The 7,731-nt window shown below is 63.3% G+C and carries 8 protein-coding genes; all 8 read right to left on the bottom strand.

Annotated features, from left to right (window positions below):
- The coding region (locus ABZF37_RS12660) for an aromatic ring-hydroxylating dioxygenase subunit alpha (protein WP_372720468.1) at positions 1-340 on the bottom strand (340 nt) is incomplete at its 3' end.
- A gap of 28 nt (positions 341-368) precedes the next feature.
- Positions 369-1,685: an SRPBCC family protein gene (locus tag ABZF37_RS12655; RefSeq protein ID WP_372720466.1), complete on the bottom strand. Its 1,317-nt coding sequence runs from the start codon at positions 1,683-1,685 to the stop codon at positions 369-371.
- A gap of 49 nt (positions 1,686-1,734) precedes the next feature.
- Complete coding sequence (locus tag ABZF37_RS12650; protein ID WP_372720464.1) at positions 1,735-2,850, bottom strand: alkane 1-monooxygenase; 1,116 nt, start codon at positions 2,848-2,850, stop codon at positions 1,735-1,737.
- Positions 2,851-2,895: 45 nt separating this feature from the next.
- Positions 2,896-3,126 carry a non-oxidative hydroxyarylic acid decarboxylases subunit D gene (locus ABZF37_RS12645; protein ID WP_372720462.1) on the bottom strand — a complete coding sequence of 77 codons (231 nt, stop codon included), beginning with the start codon at positions 3,124-3,126 and terminating at the stop codon, positions 2,896-2,898.
- A 1-nt stretch (position 3,127) separates the two neighbouring features.
- Positions 3,128-4,591 carry a non-oxidative hydroxyarylic acid decarboxylases subunit C gene (locus ABZF37_RS12640; protein ID WP_372720460.1) on the bottom strand — a complete coding sequence of 488 codons (1,464 nt, stop codon included), beginning with the start codon at positions 4,589-4,591 and terminating at the stop codon, positions 3,128-3,130.
- A 34-nt stretch (positions 4,592-4,625) separates the two neighbouring features.
- Positions 4,626-6,095 (bottom strand): aldehyde dehydrogenase family protein, encoded by a 1,470-nt coding sequence (locus tag ABZF37_RS12635; protein ID WP_372720458.1) that lies wholly within the window; start codon positions 6,093-6,095, stop codon positions 4,626-4,628.
- A gap of 16 nt (positions 6,096-6,111) precedes the next feature.
- Entirely contained in the window at positions 6,112-6,456 is a 345-nt protein-coding gene (locus tag ABZF37_RS12630) for a cytochrome c (RefSeq protein ID WP_372720456.1), read from the bottom strand.
- On the bottom strand, positions 6,453-7,731 hold a 1,279-nt coding region (locus ABZF37_RS12625), incomplete at its 5' end, for an FAD-binding oxidoreductase (protein WP_372720454.1). The genes ABZF37_RS12625 and ABZF37_RS12630, both read right to left, overlap by 4 nt.

Raw genomic sequence — 7,731 nt, 5'->3', positions numbered from 1 at the left:
GACAGGTGAAAAACTGCTCGTTGCCCTTGCGAGTGCGGCACAGGGTGGCGCCACGGTGGGCGCAGGCGTTCACAAACCCGCGCGCCTGGCCATCCTTGCCGCGCACGATGAACACCGGTTGGCGGCCCATGTGGGTGGCGAAGTAATCGCCGGCATTCGGAATCTGGCTTTCATGGCACACGAAGATCCAACTCGCCTCGTAGATGTGCTTCATCTCGAGGTCGAACAGCTCGGCGTCGGTGAACAGCCGTCGGCTGACCAGAAACGTGCCGTCCGCTGGTTGATCAACCACCAGTTCGTCGGGATTGAAGAAAGACTGTGTTTCGACGGGCTTGTTCATGGGAAACCTCCGGTGGGACGGGATTGCCTCAGCGCGCCCGGGTCAGCAACTGATGCCAACGCCGGTAGAAGCTGTGGAAGATATTCTCGTCGGCCCAGTTCGGACCAACCGAATGGGGACTGGCGCCGACCTTGCTGGCGGCGTCATCGGCGCCCATGGTCAGTCTGGCCAGACCTCGGTCAAGGTGCTGCAGGGTGCCGGCAAGGCCCTGGTTGCCCTCCTGGCAGGCCTCGAATTCGCTCAGGTCATCCGGCGTTGCCATGCCGGTGGCGTTGAAAAAATCCTCGTACTGGCGGACTCGGCGTGTGCGCGCCGAGGCACTTTCGCCCCTGGGCGCGACGCAAAAAATGGTGACCTCGGTCTTGTCCACCGCCAATGGCCGGAACACCCGGATCTGGGTCGACGTCTGGTCCATCAGGAACACATTCGGGAACAGGCCCAGGTTACGGCTGAAGTTAATCATCCACTGTGCCTGCACCGGTCCCAGGCGCTGTTCGATCTCGCCGCGGCGTTGCGCCAGGGGCCGGTCGTTGGCGCCTGGCACTTCGCCCCACAGCAGGGTATGGCCCATGCCAAGGTCGTACGTACCACTGGTCATCTTGGTGATGTCGCCGCCACCGACGATGGCCTTGACCTTGTCCTCCTTGCCCATCGCCATGCGCCGCTGGACCATGGCGACATAATTGGCGTGCACGCTGGTCACGTGGTAACCGTCAACGCCGTTTTCGGCTTGTAGCTTCCAGTTGGCGTTGTAGGTATAGGTGGAGCTGCCGCGCAGCACTTCGAGGCCGTCCGGCGACTGGTCGGCCATGAGGTCGATAAACGGCGTCGCGGCACCCAGATGCTCGGCCAGCGTCGGCACATCAGCGCTCAGTGAGCCGAACACAAAACCGCGGTAAGACTCCAACTTCGGAATTGCCGTCAGGTCGTGGGATTGGGCATCGAAGGCGGCCGGGTAGGCACCGCTGTCGTGATCCTTGATGTTCACGTTCTTGCCGGCGGTGTCGTACACCCAGCCGTGGTACGGACAGGTGAAAAACTGCTCGTTGCCCTTGCGAGTGCGGCACAGGGTGGCGCCACGGTGGGCGCAGGCGTTCACAAACCCGCGCGCCTGGCCATCCTTGCCGCGCACGATGAACACCGGCTGGCGGCCCATGTGGGTGGCGAAGTAATCGCCTGCGTTCGGGATCTGGCTCTCGTGGCACAGGTACAACCAGCTGGACTCGAAGATGTGTTTCATCTCCAGGTCGAACAGATCGGGATTCAGGTAGACGTCGCGATTTACGTCGAACACACCATCGGCGATGCGATCATCAATCCAGGTGTTGATCGTCTCGATTTTCATGTTCTTGCTCCGCTTGTAATGGCGGCCAGCTCTGTGTCCGGCATTGATCTCACGCTGCCACTGGCATTGGCTTGTCGTTGAGCCAGTCAGGCCAACCAGCCGCACGGTTGGCCGCTATCGCCAGCTCCCGTTCACGAGCGCTCGCGTGGTGGGTATCCCAGTGCTCCAGCAGCGGCCGGCCAATCATGCGCTCCCACAGCGGCGGCACCAGCGACAGCACGAAACAGGTCACGGCGCTGGGCATTTGTGGGGCGTCGGGCCGCGGCGTCAGGCGCCAGTAGGGACGGTCCGGATCGACGTGGTGCTGGGAGTGGGTGACGATCTCGAACGTCAGTGCCCGGCCCAGCGGCGTCAGATGGTTCCAGGCGTGGCGGTCCTCTATCGGCGTGCCGTCCTCGCGCACCAGCCCGTAGTGCTGGATGTAGCTGAAGATTTCCAGGATGAACAGACCCAGCGCCGACACCAGCATCAGCAGCAACAGGCCGGTGAATCCAGTGGCAAGGTAAAAGCCGCCCAGCAGCGCCGCATACATCAGAAGTCCCTGCAGGATGAGGTTCCCTGGCGACCAGAAGCCCAAGCCCAGTTTGCGCAGGCGCGCCAATTCGATCTGCCAGCTACGCCGATGCTGCCGGTAAGCGGCGCGAAACACGAAGTGGTAAACGGTCTCGCCGCGGTAAGGCGTTTCGGTGTCGTCCGGCGTGTCGGTATGGATGTGATGCACGTGCACGTGGGCCAGCGAGGCGTAGCCGGAGGCAAAGATTGTTCCGAGCGCGCTGCCGACAAACTTGCCCAGCCTGCTGTTGCTGTGAAACATCTCGTGCGCCGCCGGCAGGCCGCCCAAGGCGGTCATGAATGCCACCGACATGGCCGCGCCGAAGTAATCGATCGCCGTGAGGCCTTCGCTGGCAGTGCCGATGCGCCAGGCAAACAGTGCCCACAGCAGTCCAACTGGCAGCACCTGAAAATACAAAATAGCGTCGGCAAGCACCGGATGGGCGCCCTTGCGCATGCTGTGGTCCTTGCCCAGCAGGGGGTCTATCACCGCCACCACCAAAAATGCCGCGAAGCCCAGCCACACCCAGTGGCCACCCAGCCACAGGCCAGCAACCCCAAAGGCCACCAACACGGCGGGCGCCATATAACGCAGATAGTCCAACCTGGTCATCGTCATCCCTCTCCACAGCCAGGAAACGTTAACGCCGCGACCCGCTTATCGGGGAACGACTGGAATGACCACGCCGAACCGCTCCGGGTGGCTGGGGTCGATCTGAAACACCTTGCGGCGCTTGGCCGGGTCGATCGACAACGCCGGTTCCGTGTCACGCCAGGTGAAGCAACAGGCAGTGCAGTAGTGCACGGTCCAGATCACGGTACCGTTTTCCTTGCCCTGGTGTTCGACGCGGTTCTGATCGCCGCCGCAGCGTGGGCAGTTCAAGGCCATGTCAATTACCTCCCTGGAGGGCGCGGATGCGGGCGGCCAGGGCATCAATGGCCGGGCCGGACGGGGGGCTGACGATTTCCACGTCGCCACCGATGGGGTCCGGCGGCATGTGTGTGGTGGCGTCGATGATCAGGTGATGGCCCTTGCCGGGGTTCACCGCGGCCGGGTCGATCATGATCATGGCCATGTCGTTCAGGACCATGATGTCGCTGGCGCGGGTGCGCACTGACAGCGCCCACATGACCTGGTTCAGGTCGAACGGGTCCACGTCGGCGTCGACCATGATCAGGTTCTTCAGGTACATCAACCCGTGCGGCGTCGACAGCGCCCGCAGCGCAATGCTCTTGGCAAAGCCGGCGAAGCGGTTCTTGACCGAGATGATGCCGGTCAGGCCGTGCTGGTACAACGCGTTGACGGCCACCACTTCGGGGAATTCCTTCTTGAGCACCGCATAGATCGGCGCCGAGGTGTTCAGTCCGATCAGCGTGTCGTGCTCGGTCCAGCCACGGCCGATGTAGATGTTCTCGAAGATCGGGTTCTTGCGGTGCGAGACGGCCGTGACCTTGAACATCGGCGCCCGGCGCACGCCACTGTAGGAGCCCGGGAACTCGCCAAACGGACCCTCGAACTCGCGCCGGCCATGGATGTACTCGGCCTCGATGACGATCTCGGCGTGGGCCTGGATGTCCAGGCCATTGCCCGATTCGGTCAGTTCGATCGGTGAGCCCATCATGGCCGAGGCGTAGGCGTACTCGGACTCGTCGTAGCCGATGGGCGTGGCGGCAAACATGGCCATCGCCGGGTGGTTGCCCAGCATGACGGCGATCCTGAGCGGCTTGCCGGTTTCCTCGGCCGCCTGCATGTGGCGGCCCATGTCGTGGATGGGCACGCTCATCAGCGTGAACTCATCCGGCCCGTGCGGCTGGATGCGATAGATGCCGACGTTCTGCTTGCCGAAGTTGTCCGGGTCCAGCGGGTCACGGCTGACCACGTTGGCCTTGCCGATGTAGTAGCCGCCGTCGAAGTCGTTGATGCGGTACAGCGGCAGGATGTCGTACAGGTTGATATCGCGCTCGATACGCACCTCGTGCACCGGTGCCTGATCCGGCTTGACGCGCGGCAACTGGGCTTTGTCCGAGCCCCAGCGGCTGATGATGTCGTAGAACATTGCCTTGATGGTGGTGTTCTTCGGGTGCCCGAGCAGGATGGCAAGGTTGGCCCAGCTGCCGTGTACCCCGGTCACCAGGCGCTTGTCCGGATAGCCGCGAATCTTGTCGAACAGGATGGCGGGTGCGCCCGGCACGTCCTGCCCGGAGGCGACACAGATCTCGCGGATGTCCGGCTCCGGCATGATCGGGTCCGGCCAGGTGATGCACTGGTCGTGGCTCTCCAGCAAGTCCAGGAAATCGCGCAACGAGCGCACTGAGCTCGCCAGCTTGATCGGCAGATCCGAGAATTTGTTCATGGCGTGTCGCCTCCTGCGGTTGGTCTGCGGGTGATTAGTGGTGGCCGGGCGCGTCGGTCGGCAGCTGGATGGTCACCCACTTCCATTCCGTCATGGCGTCCAGATCACAGTCCGTGCCCTCGCGGCCAACGCCGCTCTGCCCGACGCCGCCGAACGGCACGTGCGGCTCGTCGTACAGGCTGGGCGCGTTGATATGCACCATGCCGGTGTGAATCCCGGACGCCGCCGTCAGCGCGCTGTTGATATTGCTGGTGTAGATGGCCGCCGACAGGCCGTAGGGCGTGTCGTTGGCCATGGCGAGGGCTTCTTCCAGCGTGTCGAACGGGTACAGCGATGTGACCGGGCCGAAGGTTTCCTCGTAGAACAGCGTCATGTCGGACGTGACGTCGGTCAGTACCGTCGGGGCGCACTGAAAGCCGCTGAACGTGCCGCCGGCCAGCAGGCGCGCGCCCTTGGCGGTGGCGTCCTCGATATGGGTCTTGACCCGGCTGCGCTGGCGGCCGGAAATGATGGGTCCCAGCGTGGTGCCTGGATCGCGCAGATCGCCGCCTTTCAGGCCCGCCGCGGCGCCAGCCAGGGCCTGCGAGAAGCGCTCGAAAATGCCGCGCTGGACCAGGATCCGTGACGAGGCCATGCAGGCCTGGCCCTGGTAGAAGAACGTGCCCATGGCGGCGGCGCGCACAGCGCCGGCCAGGTCGGCATCGTCCATGACGATCAGCGGGCTCTTGCCGCCCAGCTCCAGGGTGAATTTCTTGAGCTGTTTGGCGCAGATTTCCGCGATGTGCCGGCCGACCACCGACGAGCCGGTGAAGGTGACCGATTTGACCAGCGCATGGCCGGTCAGGGCGTCGCCAATCACGGCGCCATTACCCAATACCACGTTGAAGCTGCCAGCCGGAAAACCGGCCTCCTGGTACAGCTGCGCCACTCGCAGCGACAGCCGTGGCGCGTGTTCCGAAGGCAGGTTGACGAAGGTATTGCCGCAGGCCAGCGCCATGGCCGACTGCTTGATGACCTTGATCATCGGCACATTGAACGGCGTGATGCCGGCCACCACACCCAGCGGCTCGCGTAGGGACAGGCTCCAACGGTCCGCCGAGTCGGACGGCAAGGTCTGCCCGGTAATGCGCCGCGGCACGCCGGCCGCCGCGCGCAGCATGCCGATGGCGAACTGCACCTCGAAACCGGCTTTCATCAGTGGCGAGCCGACCTCGTCGATCAGGATGTCGACGAACTCCTGGCGGTCGCGCTCCAGCAGGGCCGCGGCTTTTTGCAGCAGTGCCTCGCGGTCCTTGGCAAGTAGTTTGCGAAAGGCCGGGAAGGCTTGCTCCGCCGCCTGCACGGCGCGCTCCACGTCCGCCGCGTTGCCGTCCGCGGCGCGTGCGTACAGGGAGTCATCCAACGGATTCAGGTTGTCGAAATAGGTGCCGCCTGACGGGGCGACAGCGGCTCCGCCGATCCAGTGGTCCAGCGTGACGGGGGTGTGTGATTGCGGAGCGTTCATGCGAATCCTTTCGTACTCAGGGTTGGCGTAAATAGGTGATGAGGGCGTCCAGTTCCTCATCGGTGATGTCGGTTGGTCGCAGCGGCGCCATTTCGATCAGGCCGCGGCGCACCACGTGTTTGACGTAGGTCGGGTCCAGATCCTGGCGACCTTTCAGCGGCGCCTTGTCCCAGCCGAGGCGGTCTGCAAGCACGCGCGTGCCGGGGCCCTCGGTGCCGGGTTTGTGGCAGCCTTCGCAGAACAGCTGCCAGGATTTTTCGCCGCTGCGCGGGCGGGCATCGATGCCGTCGGCTGCAGTTTCGGAGGCGGTAACGCCGACGCTTGCCACCAGCAGGATAAGTCCGAGCGTGCGCCGGATCATGCTTTTTCCTCCCGCATGTGTTTGGGCCAGATGCCCATCTTGCCGGGCGACAGGATGCCATTCGGATCCAGTGCATCCTTGAGTCGGTGATGCAGTTTCCAGAGTGCGCCGTCGTTCCAGTCGTAGGTGCCGGCGATCTGATCCATGAATGCCAGGTGCGTGCGGTACTCGCCGTAACCGGCCTTGGCTGCCTCGTCTATCAACACGCCGAACAATTCGTGCGCGCGCTTCCTCTCGGCCTCGTCGCTGCGGTTGAAAATCAGCTGGAATACGTGGTGCATGTCGCGCCAGCCGACTGCGAACTCGCCGATGTAATCGAAACCGTACTCATGGGCGCGGGTCTTGATCATCTCGTATTGCTTGACCGCGTCCTCGCCGCGCGTGGGCGAGATGGGCGAGAAGTCGATGTGCGCACCACCGTTGACCCAGTTGACGATGTTGAATTCGGTCATGTTGGGGATGCCGCGCATCAGCTTGACGCGGTAATCCCACGACGGGTCGCCCTTGCGGTCCCCGTCGAAGTAGAACTTGGCGCCCGGGATACTGCCCAGAGCGTCGCGCACCAGCTTGAAGCTGTTATCCATCATCGGTTTAGGCCCGTACAGGGCGGCGTAAAAATTCCACATGCCGAGCTTGTGGTCACTGGCAATTTTCTTGAGCGTGCTGTCCGGAAGCGGCCCCTTGGCGGTCGAGTACTGCGCCTTGGTGGTCTTGACCGCGGCTTCCCACAACAGGCCCACCGTGAAGGCGCCGTTGGGGATCACCATATTGACCTTTAGCGGCCTCACCGCTTCGGTGATGGCGAACAGGTCGTCCTCGTTCGGGTAAGTAATCATGAACGGCATGTAGCCGGGGGGCTCTGGCATCAGCCACATCCCCATCTTGGTGACGATGCCAAGGTTGGACTGGGTGAAGATGCCATCGAGCACCGGCCCAAAGCCGTACTGAAACAGCTGCCAGCACTGCGTGCCCGGCAGCGAACCCTGGCCGGTGCGCAGCACCGTGCCATCGGCCAGCACCACCTCCATGCCGCAATGCATCATGTAGTGGTCGCCGTAAGGCGTGTAACCAACGCCGTGCTCCAGGGTATTACCCAGGACGCTGCCCCAGCCTGGCGCAGCCGGGTCGATCCATAGCTTGTAGCCTTTTTTCTGGATGTACTCGTACAGCTGAAAATAGGTGACGCCGGGTTCGACCAGCGCGTAGGCGAACTCTTCGTTCACCTCGATGATGCGATTCATGCGCTTCAAATCGACTACCACGTAGCCGGATTTG

The organism is Immundisolibacter sp., from assembly GCF_041601295.1.
In the GTDB taxonomy this organism is placed as follows: Bacteria; Pseudomonadota; Gammaproteobacteria; order Immundisolibacterales; family Immundisolibacteraceae; genus Immundisolibacter.
Note: the sequence above shows the minus strand (reverse complement) of the source record. Positions and strands in the feature narration are given on the sequence as shown.